Consider the following 25,590-nt stretch of genomic DNA (forward strand, 5'->3'; position numbering starts at 1 on the left):
ACCCGAATCGTATCGAGCAGCACCCCATACAAAGCCTTGAATAAAGCTTGTATTTTTCGTATCAAAACTAACCCCCCGCTCTTTGGCCCCTACTGCCCTTTGGTGCTGTTATTGCGATATTCTTTTGGGGAAACGCCGACATTTTTACGGAACGAAAAGCTGAAATAGTTCGCATCAGCATAGCCGACCTTCTCAGCGATTTCCAGAGCTTTCATATCTGTGGAGCGCAGCATCTCCTTCGCCGCCTCCATGCGGATATGGTTTAAATAGTTGACGAAGGTCATTTTCGTTTCTTTTTTGAAAATGCTGCTGAAATACCCCGCGCTAATATGCAAATGGCTGCACACTTTATTAATCGTAATGTCGCCTTCGTGATAATGATTTTTGGTATAATCTTTGGCCATCTCAACCAGGTTCTTGTAGGTATATTGGCGGTCCGTAGCGATATGGTTCATCATCGAGGCGCATAGCTCGGCAAGCCAGTGCTTAGCTTCTTCCAACGACGTAAACTTATTGATCTCTGTAAAAGGAATGAAGTTGTCGCCGAAAACTTCGTCCACGTTCAAATTCGAATCCTTGGCCGCCTTCAGGATGCAAGTCAGAATTTCTAGCAAATAAATCTGATAGTCCTTAACGGAAACAGCTCCTTCAATTCCCTGAAAAAGCTCGTCCATCGTCTCCCGGATCTCTTGATTTGTCCCAACCTTGATACAACGCGTCAAAGCGTGCTCTTTCACATCGTCAAAGCGAACTTTCTCCACGGAGCGCATCTCCACATCATCAATGGAAATAATCCGGTTATTGCCAAGAATAAGTCGATAGTCCAGCGCCAATACAGCGTCTTCATAGGAATAGCTGATTTTGGTCACATCCTTCATGACAGTACCAATACCGACCGTTAAGGTGAACTTCAAATATTTTTCCACATTCTGCCGAACTTCTTCCAGCACCTTCATAGTCTCTTGCAGCGCGACTTCCCTGTTCTCACTCTCCCTCACGGATAACACAACCACCTGATCGTCATGCATGAAAACAAGGCCAAGCCGGTGTTTATCAACAATCTCTTCCGTGATATTTAATAAGGCGAAATATTTCAGCGCCTGATCTGGCGAATATTTTAAGGAAACGGACTTGGAGAGCTCTTCCCGATTCTCCAGCTCCTCCTCAGGAATCAGTACCCCATCTATACTCATGACAGCAGCGACAAAGCTTTGACCGCTTAGTTCAATTCCGTAGTTTGCCGCTTTCTCATAGACTTCTTCGCGCGGAAGCTTCCGGTTCATGAGCGTTGCCAGAAAGTTCTCTTTCAGCACAGGCATGCTCTTCCGGTAATGCTCCATGAGCAGTTGCACATTTTCCCGGTGTGCCACTTCCTCCTGAATTTGTCCTTTCACCTTCAGTAAAGCATTGATAAGCTCTTGCGCGGAAAAAGGCTTCAGCACATACTCGTCGATATGCAGCTTAATCGCCCTTTGGGCATACTCAAACTCATCATGCCCCGTGAGAATGATCAGCTTAATGGTCGGAAATCGCTCCCGAATCGCTTCGGCCAGCTGCAGCCCATTCATAAACGGCATTTGAATATCGGTTACCACGACATCCGGCTGTAATCGCTCTACCATTTCCAGCGCTTCTCTGCCGTTCTCCGCTTTCTCAATGACCTCGAAGCCAATGGCTTCCCAGTCCACCTCGCGAACGACGCCTTCACGGACATCCTCTTCATCATCCACTAAAATTAGCTTGTACATCAGGGTCCCCCTAAACATTTACATATAAAGTGCTTATTTGTCAGTAATTAGTAATTAGGCTATTTAACCATATTGTACTCACTGCCTATCGAATACACAACAGAATTAGCAAGCGATCAGGAAGTAATGGTAAAAATCACCTAGTGTCTGTTAAACTTAAGAAGACAATTCTTATGTCCCGATTTACATATTGTTCACCACATTAATGATTTGGGAGGAACAGCCGTTGGACTTCGCACGAATAGGACAAATCGCTACGCTCATCAAGGAAAATGTAGGTAGAGTCATTGTAGGAAAAGACGAGACGGTCGAGCTGATGGTTATCGCCCTCATCGCTTCCGGGCATGTGCTGCTTGAGGATGTGCCAGGTACCGGGAAAACGCAGCTCGCTAAAGCGCTGGCCCGCTCCTTGGACGGCACGATGAAGCGCATTCAGTTCACACCGGATCTCCTGCCTTCGGATGTTAGCGGCATTAACTTTTACAATCAAAAACTCGGCGAATTCGAATTCCGCCCAGGGCCGCTATTCGCTCACATCGTGCTCGCCGATGAAATTAACCGCGCGACGCCGCGCACCCAATCCGCCTTGCTGGAAAGCATGGAGGAGCGCCAAGTAAGCATCGACGGGGAAACGCGCGCGCTCGAAGCGCCTTTCCTCGTAATCGCCACGCAGAACCCCGTCGAGAATCAGGGGACGTTCCCGCTGCCGGAAGCGCAGCTCGATCGCTTCCTGATGAAGCTCTCGCTTGGTTATCCGTCTGCGGCGGAGCAGGTACAGATTTTAAAGCGCTACCAACAGCAGGACCCGCTTGATCAGCTGCTGCCGGTTGTAGGGCGCGCTGAGCTGCTTGAAGCGCAGCGCTTGTTCGTGCAAGTGCGCTTCAGTGACGAGCTGCTACAGTACCTCGTGCAGCTCGCGGAAGCAACGCGCACGCATGCGGATGCCGCGCTTGGCGTCTCGCCGCGCGGCGTGCGCGCCTTGATGAAGGCGGCGCAGGTGTACGCGGCGCTGCGCGGCCGCGACTACGTGCTGCCGGACGACATCAAGGCATTAGCCGGGCCCGTCTGGGCGCACCGCATCCTGCTGCGGACACGGTCGCGCCAGCAGGACCAGCAGGTGCAGACGCTGCTGGCGGGCATTCTTGCAGCAACGCCCGTGCCGACGGAAGTCAAGCTGAGGTAGCGGATGGGTATCTCCTGGATCCTGATCATCGCCGGCCTTGTCTATCTTGTCCAACACGCCATATTCAACCGTTGGGGCTTTCGCGGTCTTACGATTAAACGAACATTCAATACAGCACACTGCCATGCAGGTGATCGCATCGAAATGATCGAAACGATTCAGAACCGCAAGCTCGCTCCGGTTCCTTGGCTGCGCTTGGAGTCCACAATTCATGCCGGGCTTCATTTTGCCAAGCAAAGCAATCTGGCCGTAAGCAGCGGCGCGATGTTCCAGAATCATCGCAGTCTTTTCAGTCTGATGCCGTATACCCGGATCGTCAGACGCCATCAGGTATACTGCGCACAGCGTGGCTGGTATAAGCTTGAAACCGTATCCGCATCCATCGGGGATCTTGTCGGCATGCATGCGGCAACGAAAAGCCAGCGCACAGATTTGGAACTCCTTGTGTATCCGCGCTTGGTGAGCAGGGACGACATCCCGCTTCTATCCAGCCGCTGGCAAGGAGAAGTTACGGTGAAGCGCTGGATTATGCCCGATCCGTTCCTCGTCTCAGGTGTGCGCGAGTATCGTTACGGGGATACGATGAACAGCATTCATTGGAAAGCCACGGCCCGCAGCCAGAGACTGCAGGTCTACAATCGGGAGTTCACGGCAGACCCGAGGCTGCTCATCATCGTCAATACCCAAATAACCGCAACCATGTGGGACGCTGTTAGCGATCCGGAGCTGGTTGAGAAAGGCTTATCGTACGCCGCCACGTTGGCCGAATATGCGATTAGCCAAGGAATTCCTGTTGGCTTCGGCTATAACGGTTCTCTCACCCAGCAGCCTGGTGTCCCGGTGCATATCTCTCCGGCCGGCGGTCACCCGCATTTGGAATACTTGTTCGAAACGATGGCGAAGCTGTCCATTTCCTACACCCGCTCCTGCAGTGATTTTCTGGATGAGAGCACTTTGCAGGAAGGGAGCGCCCTGGATATTATTCTGCTGACTGCTTTCGTATCCGATGCCATTGAAGATAGCATTCAGCGACTTGAAGCGCAGGGGCATACCGTCTTTATCGTTCCCTTGCAGCATGGGCTATTAACCCTTCATGAAAAGGAGGCGAGTCCATCCGATGTCAACACCGCTTCAGGGGCAAGCTCAGCAAGTTAATCCGACTAGGAGTACTTATCTTCGAGTCTTCGGAAATTCTCTTTTGTTCGCGGGGGCTGAACTCATCCTATTCTCACCCCTTGTCGTGACTACGAACCTTTATGTATCAGAGATATCACTCTGGCCGTTGATCGTGCAGTTCATGCTTGTTTTCGTGGCAGGCAGCTTATTGGGGCGCATAACATGGTTATCTCGCACGCTATATGAGCTTCTGGGATGTGCACTAGTCGGTTTTGCAGCAGCCTTCCTATTCCAAGGGAACAACTGGCACAGTTGGATTTGTGCCGCTATCGGCATGCTGCTCTCCTATAGAGGTATTCGCTGCACGAAAGACGGCTGGCCTGCCATCTTCCCGGGAGCCTCGTTTGCAGTTGCAGGCGCCGTGTACTTCATCGGTGTTCCAATCATGGGACATCAAGCCTCCTTTCAACCTTACATGGGCTGGTTGAATGGACTAGGATTCGTCTCGCTCATCATCTTTTTCTTTGCTATGCAGCGAACAGGCTTGCTAACAGCGACACTCGCCAGCGATGAGCGGGCCGCCTCCTCCTCCTTGTCGGAGACCGTGAAGCGCTCGAGTCGGATTTGGTTAACGGTCTTAATTGCCGTTATCTTCGCCGTTGCCTATTTCCAGCAGCTTCGGCAAGGCATCGTTGCCGGTTTACGCGCTGCGATCGCATGGCTGATACGTCTCCTGCAGTCCGATCCTCCGCCGGAAGCGCCGCCGGAGCCCAGCGCGTCCGCACCGCCGCCGCTCCTGCCTCCGGCTGAAGCCAGAGAACCGAGCTGGCTGGACGCTTTGTTTCACTACATCCAGATCGTCTTCGGATATCTGATCGTTATCGCACTAATCGTTTTTGCCGTTTATTTGATTGTAACCAAGCTCCTGCCAGTGGTGAATGCCTTCTTAAAGCGTTTAATGAACCGTTCTCTCAGCAGCAAGCAAGATGGGGAATCCGAGGGCTTCATTGACGAAAAAGAAGCGCTTGTCGATTGGAAAGGACTTCCACGCCTATGGTGGAAGCAAGTGAGAAAAGGAAGAAACAAGGAGAGAAGCCAGGCGAGGAAATGGTCGCTTTTACCGAACAATCGAGAGCGCGTCCGCTATCTTTACCGCCTCTTGATCGAGCAGGCCGCTCAGGGCGGGTATACGTATAAGGAAGCTCTGACTCCTAATGAAACGGAAAAAGACTTAAGCTTAGGCAAGCAGCTGTCTCCAGAAACAGTACATGCCATTACAACGGCCTATAATCAAGTTCGGTACGGTGAAAACGACATCTCCGACGCTAAGCTGGGTCAAGTGCTGCAATCGGTCGAGCCTAGCCTTCGCAATCACTTAAAATAGCCAAATCCACCTCATTTGTAAACCAAAAAGAGGCTGTGCAGCATTCAACGGCATGGCCTCTTTTACTTTTTTATGGAAAATCGTCACATTCCGTCTCTCCGCCGCATATGCATAATTGTTTGAATACAATTGATGAGGTGGTTTTGAGATGTTAGCATTAAAAACGAGCTGTGAAAGAGAAGAAGTCGTTCAAACTTTGTGTGACATGGGCTTGGATCAAATCGCAAGATGGATCATGGTATTGCCTGAAGACCGGTGGGAAGGTATGTTTCTCTCGACATGGCCTACGCTTGCGAAAAAATGCGGCTACAACAGGTAAGCTGCTTTTACATAAACATACGAAACGACCGACATGGCCTACGCTCTGTGCGCTTCTTGCATGGGGCGTCTTTTTTCGCTATTTGTTCGAGGACCATCTACGCAGCTTAGGGATATTCCGTGTAAAAAGTCCGGCTAGGAAACGGGGAAATCCGAACTCCACCATCTTTTGCTTCACGATCTCCTTCATCTGGTCTACCGTTAAATCAGGCTGCGTGAACTTGCCGTTTTGATAACAATGACTGCAATAAACCTTACTCTTCGCTCCCGATTTCTCTGTTCCACCGCCTTGTTCATCACGTGCCAGCGGCATCCCGCAGCTTTGGCAGTTTTTATAAGCCTCCATTTGACTTACCTCCATATTCGCTTTTTGCTTCTATCCTACCAATGCTGTTCCCGAAAGCAACGCATAATTTGACACATTTTGTACGAAAATGCCACATTCAAGCGCTTTCATAGCAGGAATATTGCAGGAAGTAAGCGAATGATAGGGGATTAGCATGAATTTATAAAGGAGGGACAGATTGTGAAGCCCGTCACAGTCAAAGATTTAGTCGAGCGCTTCTCGCTCGAAGTACTTGCCGGACACTCGGAACTGCACCGTCCGATTACCAAAACGAAGGCGCATCGCCCCGGCCTTGAGTTTGTCGGCTATTTCGAGTACTTCCCGCAAGAGCACGTACAGCTCTTAGGCCGGAAAGAAATTACTTACCTGCACAAACTCACCGAAACAGAAAGAAATCTGCATATCGGTAATATTGTCAAATATCATCCCCCTTGTTTTGTCGTCACGAGAAATCAGGAAGGCTTGAAATATTTAACGAAATATTGCGAAGAAGAACGTATTCCCCTTCTCCGTACAGCCGCAGCGACAAGTAAATTCCAGGATCTCGTTGATTTATATCTCAGCAAATCCTTGGCGCAGGAGATGGCGATTCACGGCGTCTGCGTCAACGTATCGGGGATCGGCATCTTGCTTCGTGGCAAATCCGGTGTTGGCAAAAGCGAAACTGCCCACACCTTGATTCGCCGAGGACACCGCCTCGTGGCCGATGATATCGTTGTGCTGAAGAAAATTAGCCCGGAGACTTTGCTGGGCACACACAACGGTAAAACGAAGGAATTCCTTGCGCTGCGCAGCATCGGGCTTATTAACGTGTCGCGTCTCTACGGCCGCAAGGCGTTTCAAGATGAAACACGGATCGTACTCGACATCGAGCTGACCAAGTGGCAGGAGCATGCGCTCAATAACGATTTGGAGCTTGAGCCTGCTTTCACGGAATATATGGACATCCGAATTCCGCATATTGAAATCCAGCTGCAGCCTGGACGCGACGTTGCCGGACTTGTTGAGGCTGCGGCGAACAGCTGGTATTTGCGTCAGCAGGGATACAGTGCAGCTGAAGAATTCATGCAGCGTCTGCAAAGCGACTAATAGCCCTAAGACCGTCCCAAAACACCACCCTATGCCGAAAGGTGTTAGTGGAGGTGTTTTCTTATGCGCAAAAGATTACCATTTATTATTATTTCTATTACGCTGGTGGCTTTGTTGGTTTGCGGGTGGACAGCCTATGCATCAACTTCACCTAACTCAGCCATTTCTACTTCAGTCAACGGCACATTCAAATCTGCTAGTTCGGAGGCCGTCACTGTCACTACAGCTACTGGGGACCAAACGGTACCCTTAGCGAAATCTGTGTGGGTTTTCAAAAATGATCAAAAAGCTCAGCTTGCCGACTTACACACAGGGGATCAGATCGAGTTAATCCTCAATAGCAAGCAGCAGGCTGCCTATGTCAAAGCATCATCTTCCGTTACAAATGAGCCCACGCCGTCCCCGGCTGCTTCTGCTGCTCCGGTTGTTCCGACACAGAGTCCTGCTGCAACGGTTGTTCCGACGCAGACACCGACACCTACGTCGGCTGCTCCAACACCGGAGTCCAGCACGAAGCCAGCCACGGCGGATAAAGTTAATTATCCAGACCTGCAAGGCTTTGATCTGAATGTTGACGGCAAGCATTTTAAGCTGCATATCGGGCAATCCAAGGATGATAAAGGAACGACGTATGATCTAAGCGTTAAGCCTGAAGATTCCGGTATGATTCACCTCAAAGGGGAGGAAGCTGCCCAGTGGATTCAGAATCTGCTTGCTTCGATCGATCTCAAATCATCCGATGCTGAGCAGAAAATTGCAGGGCTGCTTGCCCAGCACTATAACTTGGACGCAAACAAATTGAATGTCCATATGAAAACTAAATGGCAGCAGCCTCAACAGCCGCAGCAGGTTCAGAAGAAACCTGGCGATGATCATGACGACAAGCGCAAAGATGAGCCTAATGGCGGGCCAAAAGCTAAAGACGATCACAAAGATGAGCGTAAAAATAAGGATAAGCCACGTGGCAACAGCCAGCACGACGAATAATTAAGAAAGCCGCCAGTCTCTATGAGAACTGGCGGCTTTTTTGCTATGAAACTTCGTAGCGCTTAGCTGAAGCGTTCGAGCGCTGTGCCTCGAATCGAGTAGATGGAAAAACTACCACTAATCTTCGCTGCTCAGTGGCAGGAGAAGAAATAGCGGTAGTTGCTCCATCTAATCGCCAGCAGCTAGGCCTATTCTGCTAGATCTGGCGGAATTAGCGGTAGAAACTGCAGTTACTTCGCCGCCAAAAATGGATGAATCGCGAAAAATAGCGGGAGGAACCGGCGTTACCGTCGATACTAATACGAAGCAGCGAGCATCTCTGCTAATCCTTCCCTTTTCCATGCCCGTGCTCTTTACCCGGCCCTTTGCCGGACTCCTTCTCCGGATTATCTGCCGGTTCCTCCGCCCCCACAACAGGCATATCAAACAGAACAACAGGAGCTTGAGCCAGCGCCCGCCCCATCATCTCACGAAATAAAACAGCAGGCACAGCCCCGCCGGAAGTCGTTAAATAATGGGTTTTATCCGTACGATCATAACCGACCCAAATGGCCGCCGTCAGCTCTGGTGTGTACCCCACGAACCAGGCGTCCTTAGCGCTGCCGCTGCTTATCCCCTCGAACTCCTTCGTCTGCGGCAGCTGCGTGGTACCCGATTTCCCGGCAACAGGGCGGTTCATCGCGGCATTTTTCCCTGTCCCTTCCCTTACAGCGACTTGGAGCATCGATGTCATGGCATAAGCTGTCTCAGGCTTCATGACCTGTACACTCTGTGGTGCAGCTTGTATGAGCAAATGACCTGAGCTAGTCTCTATTTTCGTAATGGTGTGCGCTTCGTGATAATTCCCTTTAGCGGCGAACGCACTGAAGCCCTGTGCCATTTGGAGCGGTGAGACCCCCTCCGACAGTCCGCCCAACGCGATGCTGAGCTGACGGTCTTGAGCGGGCAGCGTGATGCCCAGCGACTTGGCAAATTGCAGTCCGTGATCAATGCCGATTTCATGCAACAGCCACACGGCCGGCACGTTCCAGGAAGACACGACCGCCTCCTGCATCGTCACCTGCCCTCGCGATTGATGATCCCAGTCTTGAGGCTGATACCCATCAATGTTGAGTGGCCCATCAAATAGCGTGGAATATGGCTGATACCCTTGCTCCAGCGCAGGACCGTAAACGACAATTGGCTTAAAAGTCGATCCCGGCTGCCGCTTCAGCTGCGTAGCATGACTGAAACCTCGGAAGACGCTTTCTCCCCGTCCCCCTGCCAAAGCGCGGATACCGCCAGTCCGCTGGTCTACTATGACCGCGCCGCTCTGGATAAGCTGATCCGGCTTGCTTTCGGGAAAGAGACTGTCGTCCTTATAAACTTCTGTTACAGCGTTTTGCACGGTAGGATCCAGCTCTGTTGTAATGCGTAAGCCGCCGGTTAGCAGCTGCTCTTCTGTGAAACCGTATAGGCGAACGGCTTCACTAATGACCGCATCGACATAAGCGGGATATTTGCCTTTCAGATCATTGCTTTTATCCGACTTCATAACACCGATCGGTGCCGCCTTTGCACTTTCGTACGCCTGAGGCGTAATCTTGCCTTCATCGCGCATTAATACCAACACCGTGTTCCTGCGTTCAAGTGCGTGTGCTTCATCCTGAAAAGGCGAGTACAGGCTCGGCGCCTTCGGCAGCGCGGCAAGCACCGCTGCTTCCGGCAGCGTTAAGTCTTGTACATTTTTATTAAAATAGGTTCTAGACGCCCCTTGAACGCCCCAACTGCCTTCCCCAAAATAAATACTGTTCAAATACATCTCCAGAATTTCGTCTTTGCTGTAGGTCGTATCAATTTTGATTGCGTACGCTGCCTCGCGTAATTTTCTACCCAGGGTTTTGTCGGCATTGAGAAAAAGATTCCGCGCCAGCTGCTGAGTAATCGTACTTGCACCCTCCGAATAGCTGCCTCGCACCACATCGCGGGCTACTGCGCGGAAAATAGACTGAAGATCAATGCCGGTATGCTCATAAAATCTCCGATCCTCCACAGCCACAACGGCATCCGTGAGTACCTTGGGCATCTGCGCTATCGGTACCGGGTCGATCTTTGAAGCAGACAGCTGCGCCGCCGGTTTGCCGTTTTTATCAAGCACGAGCGTAGCCTCGGGCAGCGGCTGATTTAATTTCGAAACATCGAGCCCGCGAATGTATGAATAACAAGCTGCGAATACGGCTACGCCGCCAACCATCAGCGTAGCTAGGCTTATTAGCCAGAACCTTTTGCTTGTCCACAATCGTTTAATCATCTTACCTTCCCCCTTATGTTCGCTATAGATATTCGTCCTCTGTCCAGAGTTAGCGACGCATAAGTGAGTCCAATTCATGTCAATTTTGAGTAACAAAAAAACGCGCCCTCCCCTTACGGAGAAAACGCGTTTATTTACTCATGCGATCGAGGTCGGCGCTCCAAAAACAGAGGTATACCCGCTAATCCCGCTCAGGATCCGCTCAGCCTCTTCATCCTTCATGGCACCGTAACGTTCGACGGCGTCCACGATTTTCGGGAACAAATGAACGTCCCCTGCGCTAGCGAACCCGCAAATGCCAGGGAACGATAGCACAAAATGCACACATGCATCAATCACCTGCTGCTGATCAAACGGCTCGTACCACGTCGCATAAGGACGCTCCTGCCCTTCAGCCCACGGCGCCTTCGCGATGGCTTTAATGACCCGCACCGCCACCTGCTGCTTGCCCGCCTCTTCCATCAATGCATCGAAAGCCTCGCGGTACTCCGGCAAGCTGTACATATAATAATTCAGCGGAAGCAGCACCGTAGCGAAGGGGAATCTATGTAACGCTTCCAAATGAACTTTAGGCGCATCATGCCCATGTCCCGTAATGCCAATTTCCTTCACGATGCCCTCGGCCTTCGCTTCCAAAGCCGCTTCCAAGGCACCGCCCTTTTCTGTGCAGCGGTCCAGCTCTTCCATCGAGCCCACGGCATGCAGCTGAAGCAAGTCAACGGAATCCACTTTCATTCGTTCCAAAGAACGATAAATCTCTTCCTTCGCTTCCTTTTTCGATCTTTGCCCTGTTTTCGTAGCTAGAAAAATATCTCCGCGCACTTGGCTGATGGTAGGCCCCATGCGTAACTCAGCATCGCCATAACTGGCGGCTGTATCGAAATGGTTCACCCCATGCTGCAGGGCATAAGCAATTGACGCATCCGCTTCCTCCTGCTTGACATTGCCGAGACTTGCGGCTCCAAACATAACGACTGAGCTTTCGTAATTCAAACGACCTATGGTACGTTTCAACATGGATGAAGCGCCCCTTCCTTAGTGTTCTTGCTCCCTATAACCATATCATTTCCAGAACCAAGAATACAATCTCCTTCCTCACATAGGCAAAAAAGCTCTCGGATGCAAGCAACCAAGAGCTTCAATCAGCAATGCCAATTAATATGTGGCTCCTTGCAGAAACTTCACTCTCTCTCCCATAGGAGGAATTTCGTTCCCGTCCACGATCACTTCTACAACAACCGGCTCCCCATTGGATAACCACTCATTTATATGTTCACTCTGCAATTGATCTAGTGATGTAATCTCAGCATGGCGCAGTCCAAGGGATCTCGCAATTCCTGCGATACTTACGCGCTCTTGTGAGAAATCATCAAGGCACCGTTTGTACTGCAGCATGTGTCCATGATAGACCATTCCCAAGCGGGCATTATTGATGACGACAAAAAGAATCGGAAGCTGATACTCTTTCGCAGTCAGCACCTCTAAACCATGCATGAAGAAGCAGCCGTCACCTGTTATGCAAATCGTTGGCCTGCTCGGCTCGGCTAGCTGAGCACCGATAACTCCGCCCAGTCCGGAGCCCATGCCTCCGAAATTAATGTCGATATCGAACGCTTGGCCGCTTTCGATCAACACATTTTGAATCGAGTATGTCATGAATTCCCCGATATCCAGAAAGAACCGGGCATGCTTCGGTGCTGCAGCACTTAGTCCGCGGATGGCAGACCGTGTATTCCACTTCTCCTCGCCAGGTTCGGCTGCCGCTGCAGCCTCTGCCAAACCAGCGAAAGCATCGCTGACAGCTGCTTCATCCTTCTGTCCATCTGCGGACAGCTGTTCAAGCAGCTCCGCGATAACCAACTTGATTTCGCCATGCACCGGGTAATGAGTCTCATAGACTTTTCCAAGCTCATTAGCGTCATAATCGATGTGAATCAGCTCACGGCCTGCAACCAAACGCGGCTCCCAGTTGCTTGTCGCCAGCTCGCCAAGGCTTGACCCAATGATCAGCAGCACTTCGTGGTTGCCGCCATTCAAATACTCGCTTGCCTTCCAGTTAGCCGAAAGGCCATATCCCCCTAGGGACAGCGGGTGATTCTCAGGGAACGCTCCCTTACCGCGAGGTGTGGTCGCAACGCCCCAACCCAACGTTTCAGCAAATTGCACGATGCTGTCCGATGCTGTTTTTGCTCCATTTCCGAGCAAAATAGCTCCCTTGGAGCCTGCAGCCTTTATTCGCTGTGCAGCAGCTTGGGCAGCCGCCAAATCTATAACGGGCTGCTCCACGGGAGGCAGCACCGGAAGTTCTCTTTCCCCGATATCCTTCATCTGGATATCGATCGGAATCGCAAGATGAACTGGACCCGGCACACCGCTAATCGCTGTATGATAAGCTTCTGCTAGAATCTCCGGCAGTTCGTGTGGATCGAGCACCGTGCGGCTCATCTTCGTGATCGAAGCAAAGATCGGCTCCGCATACAACTCTTGCGCGCCTCCCTTGCCCAGCTTGGTCGATGGAACCGAGCCCGTTATGAAAATAACGGGCAGTTTCTGTTTCCAAGCATTCGCAGCCGGCGTTACCAGATTCGTCGCTCCTGGACCGCTGGAAGCTACGCATAGTGACGGAATACCGGTAATTCTCGTATAAGAACCTGCCATATAACCGGAGCTGTTCTCATGCTTGGCTACAATCGGCTTCAACTCCGGGATATCCAGAAGGGCGTCATAAATAGCATTGATTGAACCCGCCGGAATACCGAATACATACTTCACTCCTTGCTGCACAAGAAATCTCAACCCTACTTCAATCGCCCGCATCTTCGTTACTCCTTTCCAATAGGTAATGTAAATTTAAATGCCGATCCTTGGCCCTCACTGCTTTCGAACCAAATGCGGCCGCCGTGTAGCTCAATCAGTTGCTTCGAAATCGCAAGACCGAGGCCTGTCCCATTGATTTGATTATTCGCCTGATAGAACTTGGTAAAGATATTTTTCTGCTTTTCAAAAGGAATCCCGATCCCGTTATCCTGCACCTCAACCGTGAGCAAGCTATCCTCGAATTTCGTTTTTATCGTAATTACACCCAGTGGAGGCGTAAATTTGATCGCATTGGAAAGTAAATTAAGCAGAATTTGCAGAATGCGTTGCTTATCAACTCGGACGACGGTATCCTTATCCACTTCGGTTTCAACAACCAGAATCAATTTCTTTTTATTAATAAGCGATTGTACGATATGGACCGATTCCTTAACAATTTCATTGAAATCCGCTTCGGTATAGAGGAGCTCAAACTTTCCATTTTCCATTTTGGCAAAATCGAGCAGTTCATTCACTTGATCAAGCAATCGGTCGATGGATTTAGCTGCAATATCCAGCAAATCCTTCTGGGAATCGTTGAGATCGCCAAGAATACCTTTTCCAAGAATATCAACGGATCCTTTAACCGCTGTAATCGGCGTACGCAGCTCATGAGAGAGTGTCGCGATGAAATCGCTTTTGAGCTCGTTCAAATGCTCCAATTCCCGCACAAGACCCTCTAACTTGAAGTTAGCTTGCTGCAGCTCTATGGAGCGCTCGTGCACGGAATGATCCAGTGTTTCGGTATGCTGCGCATTGGATAACGCCGTTGCCGTCGCATCCGAAATGGATTGGCAGAACTCCAGAATGCTAGCTTCATACTTGCGCTGCTTTCCGATAGACGGTATCGCCACGACACCGTACACAGAGCCTTTGGCAACAAGCGGGAATACCATGATACTTTTGATGTCAAAAGAAACGAACGCTTTATGATTAGGCCGTGGATCTGCATAAACATCCTCGATGGCTGCCGCTTTTTTCTCCGTGATGACTTCATACAACAGCCGGTCGTTTTCGATCGTTAATTTGACCTCGCGATGTTTCACCTTCCATTCATCCATCGTCACGTTCTCTGAGGACAACTGATAAGGCTCAATCGTATGTTCTTTTTCATTGTATAAATGAATTCCGATATCTTTCGATCCGCTTGCTTTGCGCATATAGTAGAAAAACGTGTTCAGTACATCTTTGACGGATAACGATTCGGACAATGCTTTCGTCGCATCAAGAAGAAGCTGCTGCTTCTCCATAAGCAGTTGACGCTGCTCAAACATCCGGATATTGCGAATGGCGACACTGGCCATGTTAACAAAGGCTTCTGTGACTTCCATCTGCTCTGGAGTAATATTCATTGGTTTACCGAAATCATGAACGAAGACTAAACCAAATACCTCATTATCGACGATGACCGGAATACCGAGGATGGATTTAATTTTCAGCAATTGTCTTTTGGACTGATCCAAACGCAGATCTATACTGGTATCAGAAATGTAGTCACTGGATTGATTTCGTAAAATATCTCTTACAAATTCATCCTCTTTCGGATCAATTAACAATTCCGTGATATCAACAGGTAATTTATTGCCTTTATATCCTTTGAACGTACCATCGGGCTGCTTCAGGAAAAAACCAACCAAATCTGCTTGCGTAATCTCGCCGGCGATCGCATCTACGAAAACCTGCAAAATTTCCGACAGCTCAAACTGTGAATTTATAACTTTTGTCATTTGAAACAATTTCTGAAAACTCATAAGCTCCATGACCATGCTTTCCTCATTCTCCTTTGTCTAACGAATCTTTATTTGATGTCTTCCACTGTTTTTGGCTCCGAGTAGTGCGGCATCCGCTTGTGTAATAATTTGCTCAAAACAGGTCGGATCGAAATTATTGGTTAATCCAATACTTACGGAAAACTCTTTCATCTTATTAGGTGCCAAGCTAACTTTTAAACTATCTACATCCTTAATAATGCTATTGGCTATTTCAACACAATTCGCTTCATTATGGAGCAGAACTAAATATTCATCTCCGCCATAACGAAACGCTAAATCGTGATCGCTTGAAACCTTAGACTGTATGATTGCAGCAACTTCCCTCAATACTTGATCGCCAACCAAATGGCCGAAATTATCGTTTATATCTTTAAAATAGTCCATATCCACCATCATAGCAGCCTGGAATTTCTTAGTTCCCTCACTGATCATCCGGATCGTAATATCTAAATAAGCTCGATTATATAGGCCGGTTAATGCGTCTACGTAGACCAACTTGGCCAGTTGTTTATTGTCTTTCTTCAAGTTCTTAATCTTGGCTTTTTGATGGAGGGCGATCTCAACTTTCCGTTCCAGCACATCCAGATCAAAAGGCTTTGTTAAATAATCAACCGCTCCTAGGCGCAATCCTTGTAAAATGTCTTCTTTCTGCGCATTGGCCGATAAGAAAATAATGGGTGTATCAAATTCAGGTTCCGAAATCAAACTTTTACATATTTCAAACCCTGTAATTTCCGGCATCATCACATCGAGCAAAATTAGATCAGGCATCACTTCTTTGACCATCGCCTGCGCTTCTGTACCATCTTCAACAGTAAAAATTTCATAATGTAACGAATTCAAAAATATACGCAGTATATTTAAGTTATGAGGTTCATCATCGATGATAAGAATACGACCGCTCATTCATTTATCCCATCTTTCATTACGATAATAGTTTTGAGTCCACTAACCATTCATTTGCATTTGCTCATCGATGATGCTTAAGAAAATCCGTACTAATTTCTCGTCAAATTGTTTGCCCGCATGAGTAAGCAGCTGTTCTCTTACCTCATGAACGTGGAGCGAGTTCCGGTAAACTCTCGTGGATGTCATCGCATCGAACGCATCGGCGATACTTACAATCCGTACCAGATAAGGGATGTCCGATCCGCTCAATTGATCTGGGTAGCCCCGTCCATCCATCCGCTCGTGATGCCACCTTACCATCGGTAATAGATGTTCTACATCCTGCAGTTCCTTCAGCAATTCAAACCCAATCACAGGATGTTGGCGTATGACATTAAACTCTTCGTCCGTTAAACGGCCGGGCTTCATGAGAATATGATCGGGAATAGCTAATTTCCCTACATCGTGAAGCAAAGCGCCCAGCTTCAAAGTTTCCAACTCGGTTTCGCTGACGCCGGCCTTCGCACCAAGCAGCGTAGAATAGAAAGCAACATTATAGCAATGATCAACTGTAAAACTGTCTTTAACTCTTAATGTATTAAAGAGGCTTTCGTAAGCCTGCTGCTTTAGCACTTGCTTGCGGAATTGAATCTTTTTAATCAACTGCTCCATATGTAATTTAATGAGATTGCATAACTGCAATTGATCGTCTTTCAGCTGAGTATCCGAAGGAAATGAGAATAGTAGGGCACCGTACGAAGGGCCGTGCTTTATGTGGAATCCATAAATACATTCGTATCTGGATTTTAGAAGGTGATCTCGAAGCATCCCATCTGCCTCATAAACCGACAAACGTGAACCTTCTGGCATTTGGGAAAAAAATTGTGTTTGAAGGACTATGTACTTTAGCTGCTCCATGACTGCTGTACTAATATTTACGGAATAAGAAGCTGGGGTAATCTGATGTTTCTCATCCATTAGAAAAAGAGAGATATGTTCACAGCCTATTGATTTTTTGGCGATATCATTCAATTGGCCGATCGATTCGAAGATGGAATCAGAATTTATCACATTCTTGAAAAACAATGAATTCTGCATAGATGTTACCTCTTATTCTTCTCAAGTAGACTGCCCCGACATTTTAATTAGTACTAGTTCTTCTTGTTAAGGAGAATCTCCTCTATTATAAATAATTTTTTCCATAATTTTAATATTTTTTTACTTGAATAGTTATAATTTCACACATGATGAGTGTTTGTACGAGAGACATTCGTCGATTTGTGTCAAAGTAAATAGGGGGCCTTTTCGCAAACCGGACGGGGCTTTCGACACATGATGACACTCCCCTCCATGATCTAGTGTGTAACAGCACTTTTTTATGGTAAAGTATGGATATAAAGGAAATGGCGCTAACGTCTAATATGATGTATATTTCATGTATATTAAAAGAGAGAAGTGAATGGGATGGCGATCTATATCGCGTTATTGCGTGGCATTAACGTAGGTGGAAAAAATATTATCAAAATGGCTGAACTTCGAAAAACCTTGGAGCAAATAGGGCTGCTTCGTGTTCAGACCTATATTCAGAGCGGAAATGTTTTGTTCGAAGCGGATGCGGATGAAGAATCGCTGCGCAAGCGGATCGAGAGTGAGATTGACAGCGTCTTTCATATCTCTTTAGCCGTGATTTTGAGAACTGCGGAGGAACTGAATCTCACAGCCGCAAATTGCCCGTACACTGCGGACGAAATCTCCGAAGCGGAGTCTATGTCCGATGCCGAAAGCCTTTACGTAGCCTTCCTGCCTAAGGAACCGTCCAAAGAAAGCTTAGCTCGTCTTGAAGTGTTCCAAACAGAGAATGATCAGCTGCGAGCAAAAGGAAGAGAACTCTATCTGCTGTACCGACACAGCGTTCTAAAATCCAAGCTGGCCAATAACCTGCCGAAGCTCGATGTTCCTGCTACCGTGCGCAATTGGAAAACGCTAAGTAAGCTTGTTGCCTTAGCCAATGAGATGGCTGCTTCCTCGCAACGATAACTTAGAAAACATAAAAAGAAGCATAATCTCCCAGTCTATCTACTGATCGATTATACTTCTTTTGTTTGATCGGGACGACACGATTTGAACATGCGACCCCCTGCTCCCAAAGCAGGTGCTCTACCAAGCTGAGCTACGTCCCGATACTGCTATGTATGTTAGATGAAAAATGGCGCGCCCTGAGAGATTCGAACTCCCGACCTTTTGATTCGTAGTCAAATACTCTATCCAGCTGAGCTAAGGGCGCTTAAAATATGGAGCGGAAGACGGGGATCGAACCCGCGACCCTCGCCTTGGCAAGGCGATGCTCTACCGCTGAGCCACTTCCGCAAGTAGGTGTTTCATGCCGCTTCTTTGAAAGCGACAAGTAGTAATATAACAGGATTCTTTACAAAAAGCAAATAATTTGTTTAATTATTTATCGCCAGTTTTTACCTGTCTCTTTTAATGCCGAAAGGAGGGAAGATATGGCTGCATCGTTTTTTGATCAGAACGTCAAAGTCGCACAAGGTATCGTCTTTGAAGAAAAGCTGGCTGTATACACGGAGCATGAATTTCATATGCATACCGCGCTGGAAGTCAGTATAGCACTTGATAGTACAATGAAATATCCGATTGGCGACGAGTGGTATTATGCCGATCCTGGCGATATCCTTTTGCTGCGTCCGTTCGAACCGCACTGGAACTTAACTCGGGAGGAAGGGAAACCTAGCCGTTGGATCATGCTTCTCTTCTCACCCGATTACGTTGCTTTCATTCCAGACGGATACAGCTTGCTAGTCCCTTTTTATACGATGAATACGTCCCAGGTAATCCCCGCAGCATCGCCTTATGCACAGTCGATCATGCGGCTTGCTTTGGAAGCCCTGGAGGAGCAGAAACAAGATCAGCCAGGCTGGGAGCTCCAGCAGATGACGTTATTCATTCAAATCCTTGTCCAAATTCAGAGATACTACCATTCGTTAGAGCAATCGTTCGCGGCTCCCTCCCTATCTGGCGTCATAGCAGCCATAGAGCATCTCATCACCCACTGGTCTGAAGAAGTGGACGTAGATTTGCTTATCCAAAGGTCAGACCTAAAGAAGACCTGGTTCTATACCAAATTCAGAGAATTGACAGGCTCTTCTCCTAATGAATTTATCATTCGGCTTCGCCTTCAGTATGCAGCTCATATGCTGATGCATACACATGAAACCATCACAGATATTGCCCTCGCCTGCGGCTTCAGCACCCCTAGTTACTTCAACAAAGTGTTCAAAGAACATCGGGGAATGACACCAAGTGTATACCGCAGACAGGCAGCAACATCAAACAGTATCACGGCTAAGGGTGATTAAAAAGTTGAAGTTATCCTTTGGCGTACCCGGACAAAAGGACACGGTCATCTAGCCGTTTGCCCGACTGGGCGTACCGGCAGCTTGCCGCCGCGACTTGGAAGGCATATGCGCGTCTAGGCTTATCCGTGTGATTCTTCTTGCTGTGGTGCAGCGTCTCACGATGGAAGAACACCGCATCGCCAGCGGCTAATGGCGGACAAGGCATACCATTCTCCGGCTCTGCAGCGCGCTTGTGACCAGGCTCTGTATTGATATTGGGCTGTCGCCCGAGTAAATGTGAACCTGGGGCCAGCCATAGGCCTGCGTTCTGCTGACTGATATCATCAAGTGCAATAAAACCATTGAGCATATGCCCCAGAATATGTGTGTATTGATTATCTTGATGCCATTCCAATCCGTTCCCGTGGGGAGCTACGACCGCGTACATCCCCATCCACAGTTTGACTTGATCCCCTAGGATTTGCTCTAAAAAACTTACAATATCCGGACTCGTCAAAAAGCTCGTGGTCTCGGGGTATAATTCCTGCTCCGCGGCGATATCGATGATGGCTTTACTTTTCCATTCGCCTGTCCCTTTTTCGTTAGCAAAGGCAGCATTCTCCTCATTGATCGCATCTACCGTTTCCTTTGCAAGAAAGCCTGGAGCATAAAAGAATCCTTCGCGATAAAATTGCTCGACCATCTCCTGCGTCAATACAAACCTTGTGACTTGTGTCATATGCCTCAACCTCCTTAGTGGATATGACTTTATTGTAAATGAGAAAACTCTTCATTACTTCCAATCGACGAGGCGATTACTAGCAATTTTGTTCACTTATCTACACAAAGAACGTACAAAAAGCAAAGAGGATTAAGTTAGTGATAACTTAATCCTTTTTGCTAGGTATGCGCGTAGAGGGACTTGAACCCCCACGGTCGCCCGCTAGATCCTAAGTCTAGTGCGTCTGCCAATTCCGCCATACGCGCATGCTGTAAATAAGGCAAATGGTGAGTCATGTAGGATTCGAACCTACGACACCCTGATTAAAAGTCAGGTGCTCTACCAACTGAGCTAATGACTCATAATAATTGGTTGCGGGGGCAGGATTTGAACCTGCGGCCTTCGGGTTATGAGCCCGACGAGCTACCGAGCTGCTCCACCCCGCGTCATTGTATTTAAAACACCCCAAGGGGGTACTGCTTGGCAACGTTCTACTCTCCCAGAACCCTGCGGTTCAAGTACCATCGACGCTGGAGGGCTTAACGGTCGTGTTCGAGATGGGAACGCGTGGGTCCCCTCCGCCATCATCACCAAACAGTCAAAGCGTGTTTGCGCCTTGAAAACTAGATACGAAACTTGCGTAAAATGAAATTCTTAGGGTTTCTGGGCCCCAATCAAGTACTCGGAATTCGCTACAAAGCTTATCTTCACTTGGTTGGGATTAGGTTAAGCCCTCGACCGATTAGTATTCGTCAGCTGCATGCATTGCTGCACTTCCACCTCGAACCTATCAACCTCGTCGTCTACAAGGGGTCTTACATACTGGGAAATCTCATCTTGAGGGGGGCTTCGCGCTTAGATGCTTTCAGCGCTTATCCCCTCCGTACATAGCTACCCAGCGGTGCCTCTGGCGAGACAACTGGTACACCAGCGGTACGTCCATCCCGGTCCTCTCGTACTAAGGACAGCTCCTCTCAAATTTCCTACGCCCGCGACAGATAGGGACCGAACTGTCTCACGACGTTCTGAACCCAGCTCGCGTACCGCTTTAATGGGCGAACAGCCCAACCCTTGGGACCTACTTCAGCCCCAGGATGCGATGAGCCGACATCGAGGTGCCAAACCTCCCCGTCGATGTGGACTCTTGGGGGAGATAAGCCTGTTATCCCCAGGGTAGCTTTTATCCGTTGAGCGATGGCCCTTCCATTCGGTACCACCGGATCACTAAGTCCGACTTTCGTCCCTGCTCGACTTGTAGGTCTCGCAGTCAAGCTCCCTTATGCCTTTGCACTCTGCGAATGATTTCCAACCATTCTGAGGGAACCTTTAAACGCCTCCGTTACATTTTAGGAGGCGACCGCCCCAGTCAAACTGCCCACCTGACACTGTCCCCATACCGGATCACGGTACCAGGTTAGAACTCCGATACGATCAGGGTGGTATCCCAACGGCGCCTCCACCCAAGCTGGCGCTCAGGCTTCAAAGGCTCCCACCTATCCTGTACAGATCGTACCAAAGTCCAATATCAAGCTGCAGTAAAGCTCCATGGGGTCTTTCCGTCTTGTCGCGGGTAACCTGCATCTTCACAGGTATTAAAATTTCACCGGATCTCTCGTTGAGACAGCGCCCAAGTCGTTACGCCATTCGTGCGGGTCAGAATTTACCTGACAAGGAATTTCGCTACCTTAGGACCGTTATAGTTACGGCCGCCGTTTACTGGGGCTTCAATTCATAGCTTCGGGGTTACCCCCTAACCACTCCTCTTAACCTTCCAGCACCGGGCAGGCGTCAGCCCGTATACTTCGCCTTGCGGCTTCGCACAGACCTGTGTTTTTGCTAAACAGTCGCTTGGGCCTTTTCACTGCGGCCCCCTCGGGCTATTCACCCTACCGAGGCACCCCTTCTCCCGAAGTTACGGGGTCATTTTGCCGAGTTCCTTAACGAGAGTTCTTCCGCGCGCCTTAGAATTCTCTTCTCACCCACCTGTGTCGGTTTGCGGTACGGGCACCTTCGCCTGGCTAGAAGCTTTTCTTGGCAGTGTGAAATCATGACCTTCGGTACTTAAAATTTCCCTCCCCATCACAGCCCAGCCTTACGGTTAGCGGATTTGCCTACTAACCAGCCTCACTGCTTGGACGAGCATCCATCAGCTCGCGTCACTATCCTTCTGCGTCACTCCATCGCTCATAACGGCTACGGTGGTACAGGAATTTCCACCTGTTGTCCATCGACTACGCCTTTCGGCCTCGCCTTAGGTCCCGACTTACCCTGAGCGGACGAGCCTTCCTCAGGAACCCTTAGGTTTTCGGCGGATCAGATTCTCACTGATCTTTTCGTTACTTATACCGGCATTCTCACTTGTATGCGCTCCACCTGTCCTTACGGTCAGAATTCAACGTACATACAACGCTCCCCTACCCATGCACATACGTGCAAGCCATAGCTTCGGTGGCGTGTTTAGCCCCGTTACATTTTCGGCGCAGAGTCACTCGACCAGTGAGCTATTACGCACTCTTTCAATGGTGGCTGCTTCTAAGCCAACATCCTGGTTGTCTGTGCAACTCCACATCCTTTCCCACTTAACACACACTTGGGGACCTTAGCTGATGGTCTGGGCTGTTTCCCTTTTGACAATGGATCTTAGCACTCACTGTCTGACTCCCGGATTTAAGTTTGTGGCATTCAGAGTTTGACTGGACTTGGTAACCCTTGGCGGGCCCCGCACCCAATCAGTGCTTTACCTCCACAACTCACAACATCCGAGGCTAGCCCTAAAGCTATTTCGGGGAGAACCAGCTATCTCCGAGTTCGATTGGAATTTCTCCGCTACCCCCACCTCATCCCCGAATTTTTCAACATTCGTGGGTTCGGGCCTCCAGTGAGTGTTACCTCACCTTCACCCTGGACAGGGGTAGATCACACGGTTTCGGGTCTACGTCCACGTACTAAAGCGCCCTATTCAGACTCGCTTTCGCTGCGGCTCCGTCTTTTCGACTTAACCTCGCACGGGAACGTAACTCGCCGGTTCATTCTACAAAAGGCACGCCATCACCCATATAGAGGGCTCTGACTTTTTGTAAGCACACGGTTTCAGGTTCTTTTTCACTCCGCTTCCGCGGTGCTTTTCACCTTTCCCTCACGGTACTGCTTCACTATCGGTCACTAGGGAGTATTTAGCCTTGGCAGATGGTCCTGCCGGATTCCGACGGGGTTTCACGTGACCCGCCGTACTCAGGATACCTCTAGGAGATTCGTTCGATTTTGGCTACAGGGCTTTTACCTTCTATGCCGGACCTTTCCAGATCACTTCGCCTACCAAACTAACCCCATGATGAGGTCCTACAACCCCAAGGAGCAAGCTCCTTGGTTTGGGCTATTCCGCTTTCGCTCGCCGCTACTGACGGAATCACTTTTGTTTTCTTTTCCTCCAGGTACTTAGATGTTTCAGTTCCCTGGGTCTGCCTCCAATGTAGCTATGTATTCACTACATGGTAACTGCGCATTACCACAGCTGGGTTCCCCCATTCGGACATCCCCGGATCAAAGCCTGCTTACGGCTCCCCGAGGCATTTCGTCGTTCGCCACGTCCTTCTTCGGCTCCTAGTGCCTAGGCATCCTCCGTGTGCTCTTTCTAGCTTAACCTAGAAAAAAACATGTATAGATATTACCTAAGTTCTTACTTTACGTTTTGTTTCGTTATCTAGTTTTCAAGGAACAAGGTTGCAACCATTACATGCGCGAAGCGATGTTGGTTGTCAACTAATTTTGAAAGATTGCTCTTTCAAAACTGAACACGAGTGAGTAAACGTTGTGTGCTTGCGCACTTGACTGGGTCGTTTCAGACCCGAGTCTCCATAGAAAGGAGGTGATCCAGCCGCACCTTCCGATACGGCTACCTTGTTACGACTTCACCCCAATCATCTACCCCACCTTCGGCGGCTGGCTCCCTTGCGGGTTACCCCACCGACTTCGGGTGTTGTAAACTCTCGTGGTGTGACGGGCGGTGTGTACAAGACCCGGGAACGTATTCACCGCGGCATGCTGATCCGCGATTACTAGCAATTCCGACTTCATGCAGGCGAGTTGCAGCCTGCAATCCGAACTGAGATCGGCTTATAAGGATTGGCTCCACCTCGCGGCTTCGCTTCCCGTTGTACCGACCATTGTAGTACGTGTGTAGCCCAGGTCATAAGGGGCATGATGATTTGACGTCATCCCCACCTTCCTCCGGTTTGTCACCGGCAGTCATCTTAGAGTGCCCACCCGAAGTGCTGGCAACTAAGATCAAGGGTTGCGCTCGTTGCGGGACTTAACCCAACATCTCACGACACGAGCTGACGACAACCATGCACCACCTGTCTCCTCTGTCCCGAAGGAGGGCTCTATCTCTAGAGCTTGCAGAGGGATGTCAAGACCTGGTAAGGTTCTTCGCGTTGCTTCGAATTAAACCACATACTCCACTGCTTGTGCGGGTCCCCGTCAATTCCTTTGAGTTTCACTCTTGCGAGCGTACTCCCCAGGCGGCATACTTACTGTGTTAACTTCGGCACCGAGGAATCGAATCCCCAACACCTAGTATGCATCGTTTACGGCGTGGACTACCAGGGTATCTAATCCTGTTTGCTCCCCACGCTTTCGCGCCTCAGCGTCAGTTATAGGCCAGAAAGTCGCCTTCGCCACTGGTGTTCCTCCACATCTCTACGCATTTCACCGCTACACGTGGAATTCCACTTTCCTCTCCTACACTCAAGTCAACCAGTTTTGGATGCGAACCGGGGTTGAGCCCCGGGCTTAAACACCCAACTTAATTAACCGCCTGCGCGCGCTTTACGCCCAATAATTCCGGACAACGCTTGCCCCCTACGTATTACCGCGGCTGCTGGCACGTAGTTAGCCGGGGCTTTCTTCTCCTATACCGTCACACAAAGCGCAGTTACTCACCTTGCTGTTCGTCTAGGGCAACAGAGCTTTACGATCCGAAAACCTTCATCACTCACGCGGCGTTGCTCCGTCAGACTTGCGTCCATTGCGGAAGATTCCCTACTGCTGCCTCCCGTAGGAGTCTGGGCCGTGTCTCAGTCCCAGTGTGGCCGTTCACCCTCTCAGGTCGGCTACGCATCGTCGCCTTGGTGAGCCGTTACCTCACCAACTAGCTAATGCGCCGCAGGCCCATCTATAAGCCACAGATTGCTCCGTGTTTCATAATTCTCTCATGCGAGAAAACCAATTATCCGGTCTTAGCTATCGTTTCCGATAGTTATCCCAGTCTTATAGGCAGGTTGCCTACGTGTTACTCACCCGTCCGCCGCTAAGCACCAAAGTGCTTCGCTCGACTTGCATGTATTAGGCACGCCGCCAGCGTTCGTCCTGAGCCAGGATCAAACTCTCCATAATAGAAAAGCTGATTGTACTCATTGACTTGCTAGCGAGATTATTCATCTCATTTATAGTCGATTACTCGACTGTGCTTACTCACTCGTTGTTCAGTTTTCAAAGATCAATGTCTTTCGCTCACTGCCGTGTTACCGAAGCAGCGAAA

General features: G+C 49.3%; 17 protein-coding genes, 6 tRNA genes and 3 rRNA genes. 8 read left to right on the forward strand and 18 right to left on the reverse strand.

The window, feature by feature from the left end:
* Positions 1 to 89: 89 nt before the first annotated feature.
* Positions 90 to 1,748 carry a response regulator gene (locus ACUN27_RS34155; protein WP_315956036.1) on the reverse strand — a complete coding sequence of 553 codons (1,659 nt, stop codon included), beginning with the start codon at positions 1,746 to 1,748 and terminating at the stop codon, positions 90 to 92.
* A 226-nt stretch (positions 1,749 to 1,974) separates the two neighbouring features.
* Here ACUN27_RS34155 and ACUN27_RS34160 point away from each other — a divergent pair, with 226 nt between their 5' ends.
* The 4 genes from ACUN27_RS34160 to ACUN27_RS34175 all read left to right on the forward strand — a co-directional run bounded on the left by ACUN27_RS34160 (position 1,975) and on the right by ACUN27_RS34175 (position 5,750).
* Positions 1,975 to 2,931: an AAA family ATPase gene (locus tag ACUN27_RS34160; RefSeq protein WP_315956037.1), complete on the forward strand. Its 957-nt coding sequence runs from the start codon at positions 1,975 to 1,977 to the stop codon at positions 2,929 to 2,931.
* 3 nt (positions 2,932 to 2,934) lie between these two features.
* Positions 2,935 to 4,086 carry a DUF58 domain-containing protein gene (locus ACUN27_RS34165; RefSeq protein WP_445560391.1) on the forward strand — a complete coding sequence of 384 codons (1,152 nt, stop codon included), beginning with the start codon at positions 2,935 to 2,937 and terminating at the stop codon, positions 4,084 to 4,086.
* Positions 4,049 to 5,431, forward strand: a complete 1,383-nt coding sequence (locus tag ACUN27_RS34170) for a DUF4129 domain-containing protein (protein ID WP_445560392.1) — start codon at positions 4,049 to 4,051, stop codon at positions 5,429 to 5,431. Before ACUN27_RS34165 ends, ACUN27_RS34170 begins: the two co-directional genes overlap by 38 nt.
* A 148-nt stretch (positions 5,432 to 5,579) precedes the next feature.
* Positions 5,580 to 5,750 (forward strand): hypothetical protein, encoded by a 171-nt coding sequence (locus ACUN27_RS34175; protein ID WP_315956040.1) that lies wholly within the window; start codon positions 5,580 to 5,582, stop codon positions 5,748 to 5,750.
* Positions 5,751 to 5,828: 78 nt separating this feature from the next.
* Here ACUN27_RS34175 and ACUN27_RS34180 read toward each other — a convergent pair whose 3' ends face one another.
* Positions 5,829 to 6,095, reverse strand: a complete 267-nt coding sequence (locus ACUN27_RS34180; protein ID WP_326061327.1) for a zinc ribbon domain-containing protein — start codon at positions 6,093 to 6,095, stop codon at positions 5,829 to 5,831.
* A 180-nt stretch (positions 6,096 to 6,275) separates the two neighbouring features.
* On the opposite strand from ACUN27_RS34180, the gene hprK reads away from it, so the two are divergent.
* Both hprK and ACUN27_RS34190 read left to right on the forward strand, forming a co-directional pair.
* Positions 6,276 to 7,184: an HPr(Ser) kinase/phosphatase gene (gene hprK, locus ACUN27_RS34185; protein ID WP_181646654.1), complete on the forward strand. Its 909-nt coding sequence runs from the start codon at positions 6,276 to 6,278 to the stop codon at positions 7,182 to 7,184.
* A 63-nt stretch (positions 7,185 to 7,247) separates the two neighbouring features.
* Entirely contained in the window at positions 7,248 to 8,171 is a 924-nt protein-coding gene (locus ACUN27_RS34190) for a hypothetical protein (RefSeq protein ID WP_326061326.1), read from the forward strand.
* Positions 8,172 to 8,493: 322 nt separating this feature from the next.
* Here the strand turns inward: ACUN27_RS34190 and ACUN27_RS34195 are convergent, their stop codons facing one another.
* The 6 genes from ACUN27_RS34195 to ACUN27_RS34220 all read right to left on the reverse strand — a co-directional run bounded on the left by ACUN27_RS34195 (position 8,494) and on the right by ACUN27_RS34220 (position 17,075).
* Positions 8,494 to 10,461: a transglycosylase domain-containing protein gene (locus ACUN27_RS34195; RefSeq protein ID WP_445560393.1), complete on the reverse strand. Its 1,968-nt coding sequence runs from the start codon at positions 10,459 to 10,461 to the stop codon at positions 8,494 to 8,496.
* 138 nt (positions 10,462 to 10,599) lie between these two features.
* Positions 10,600 to 11,478, reverse strand: a complete 879-nt coding sequence (locus ACUN27_RS34200) for an aldo/keto reductase (protein ID WP_315956044.1) — start codon at positions 11,476 to 11,478, stop codon at positions 10,600 to 10,602.
* 138 nt (positions 11,479 to 11,616) lie between these two features.
* Positions 11,617 to 13,278, reverse strand: coding sequence for a thiamine pyrophosphate-binding protein (locus ACUN27_RS34205; RefSeq protein ID WP_326061324.1), 1,662 nt, complete (start codon positions 13,276 to 13,278; stop codon positions 11,617 to 11,619).
* Positions 13,279 to 13,283: 5 nt separating this feature from the next.
* Positions 13,284 to 15,044 (reverse strand): sensor histidine kinase, encoded by a 1,761-nt coding sequence (locus ACUN27_RS34210; RefSeq protein ID WP_315956046.1) that lies wholly within the window; start codon positions 15,042 to 15,044, stop codon positions 13,284 to 13,286.
* Between the two features lie 60 nt (positions 15,045 to 15,104).
* On the reverse strand, positions 15,105 to 15,995 hold the full coding sequence (locus ACUN27_RS34215) for a GGDEF domain-containing response regulator (protein WP_315956047.1): 891 nt from the start codon (positions 15,993 to 15,995) through the stop codon (positions 15,105 to 15,107).
* Between the two features lie 42 nt (positions 15,996 to 16,037).
* Positions 16,038 to 17,075 (reverse strand): HD-GYP domain-containing protein, encoded by a 1,038-nt coding sequence (locus tag ACUN27_RS34220; protein ID WP_326063941.1) that lies wholly within the window; start codon positions 17,073 to 17,075, stop codon positions 16,038 to 16,040.
* Between the two features lie 366 nt (positions 17,076 to 17,441).
* Here ACUN27_RS34220 and ACUN27_RS34225 point away from each other — a divergent pair, with 366 nt between their 5' ends.
* Positions 17,442 to 18,014: a DUF1697 domain-containing protein gene (locus tag ACUN27_RS34225; protein ID WP_315956049.1), complete on the forward strand. Its 573-nt coding sequence runs from the start codon at positions 17,442 to 17,444 to the stop codon at positions 18,012 to 18,014.
* Positions 18,015 to 18,083: 69 nt separating this feature from the next.
* On the opposite strand, the gene ACUN27_RS34230 is transcribed toward ACUN27_RS34225, so the two are convergent.
* The 3 genes from ACUN27_RS34230 to ACUN27_RS34240 form a co-directional block, all read right to left on the reverse strand.
* Positions 18,084 to 18,157 (reverse strand) — tRNA-Pro (locus ACUN27_RS34230).
* A 27-nt stretch (positions 18,158 to 18,184) separates the two neighbouring features.
* Positions 18,185 to 18,261: transfer RNA gene (locus ACUN27_RS34235), tRNA-Arg, on the reverse strand.
* Between the two features lie 8 nt (positions 18,262 to 18,269).
* Positions 18,270 to 18,344: transfer RNA gene (locus ACUN27_RS34240), tRNA-Gly, on the reverse strand.
* 137 nt (positions 18,345 to 18,481) lie between these two features.
* Between ACUN27_RS34240 and ACUN27_RS34245 the strand changes: the two genes are divergently transcribed.
* Complete coding sequence (locus tag ACUN27_RS34245; protein WP_315956050.1) at positions 18,482 to 19,351, forward strand: AraC family transcriptional regulator; 870 nt, start codon at positions 18,482 to 18,484, stop codon at positions 19,349 to 19,351.
* A 10-nt stretch (positions 19,352 to 19,361) separates the two neighbouring features.
* Here ACUN27_RS34245 and ACUN27_RS34250 read toward each other — a convergent pair whose 3' ends face one another.
* From ACUN27_RS34250 to ACUN27_RS34280, 7 genes are all read right to left on the reverse strand, one after another.
* Positions 19,362 to 20,069 (reverse strand): phytanoyl-CoA dioxygenase family protein, encoded by a 708-nt coding sequence (locus ACUN27_RS34250; protein ID WP_315956051.1) that lies wholly within the window; start codon positions 20,067 to 20,069, stop codon positions 19,362 to 19,364.
* A gap of 168 nt (positions 20,070 to 20,237) precedes the next feature.
* Positions 20,238 to 20,317, reverse strand: a tRNA-Leu gene (locus tag ACUN27_RS34255).
* Positions 20,318 to 20,336: 19 nt separating this feature from the next.
* Positions 20,337 to 20,412, reverse strand: a tRNA-Lys gene (locus ACUN27_RS34260).
* Between the two features lie 8 nt (positions 20,413 to 20,420).
* Positions 20,421 to 20,497, reverse strand: a tRNA-Met gene (locus ACUN27_RS34265).
* Positions 20,498 to 20,529: 32 nt separating this feature from the next.
* Positions 20,530 to 20,646: ribosomal RNA gene (gene rrf, locus ACUN27_RS34270) — 5S ribosomal RNA — on the reverse strand.
* Positions 20,647 to 20,773: 127 nt separating this feature from the next.
* Positions 20,774 to 23,693: ribosomal RNA gene (locus ACUN27_RS34275) — 23S ribosomal RNA — on the reverse strand.
* Positions 23,694 to 23,909: 216 nt separating this feature from the next.
* Positions 23,910 to 25,445 (reverse strand): 16S ribosomal RNA (locus ACUN27_RS34280).
* The 16S, 23S and 5S rRNA genes sit together here with 3 tRNA genes alongside, the layout of an rRNA operon.
* Positions 25,446 to 25,590: the final 145 nt, after the last annotated feature.

The sequence above is a fragment of the Paenibacillus sp. WC2504 genome (assembly GCF_052682475.1).